The sequence below is a fragment of the Halomonas sp. SIMBA_159 genome, from assembly GCF_046536035.1.
GTDB lineage: Bacteria > Pseudomonadota > Gammaproteobacteria > Pseudomonadales > Halomonadaceae > Vreelandella > Vreelandella venusta_A.
In genome coordinates, this window is the sequence record NZ_JAWJBT010000233.1 from 1 (window position 1) to 330 (window position 330).

Sequence of the window (330 nt, forward strand, 5' to 3'; positions counted from 1 at the left end):
GTGTGAGGTCCATAGCAACATCAACCGATGGTATAAATTGGACAACAAAACATTCTATAGAAGATAATGGAGTGCTCTATCAAGACCTTAATGCTGTAGCTGGCGACGAGGATATTGTTGTGGCAGTTGGTTCGAGTCGGAATGTATTAGATCCGAATGGTGATCCGTACTCAGTAGCTACTAATGGTCACGCCCTTTACTCGACTGATGGCGGTTATACGTGGAAAGCTTCTGAAGTTATTCCAAAAGTTAACGATGGAGATTTTACAGCCTTAAAAGATATAGTTTATGGAAATGGGAAATTTGTGGCAGTTGGTGGAACCTTTAGTT

The 330-nt window shown here is 41.2% G+C and carries 1 protein-coding gene; it reads left to right on the plus strand.

Annotation, left to right across the window (positions count from 1 at the left end):
- Nucleotides 1–71: 71 nt before the first annotated feature.
- On the plus strand, nt 72–330 hold a 259-nt coding region (locus R0J87_RS19110), incomplete at its 3' end, for a hypothetical protein (RefSeq protein ID WP_498888212.1).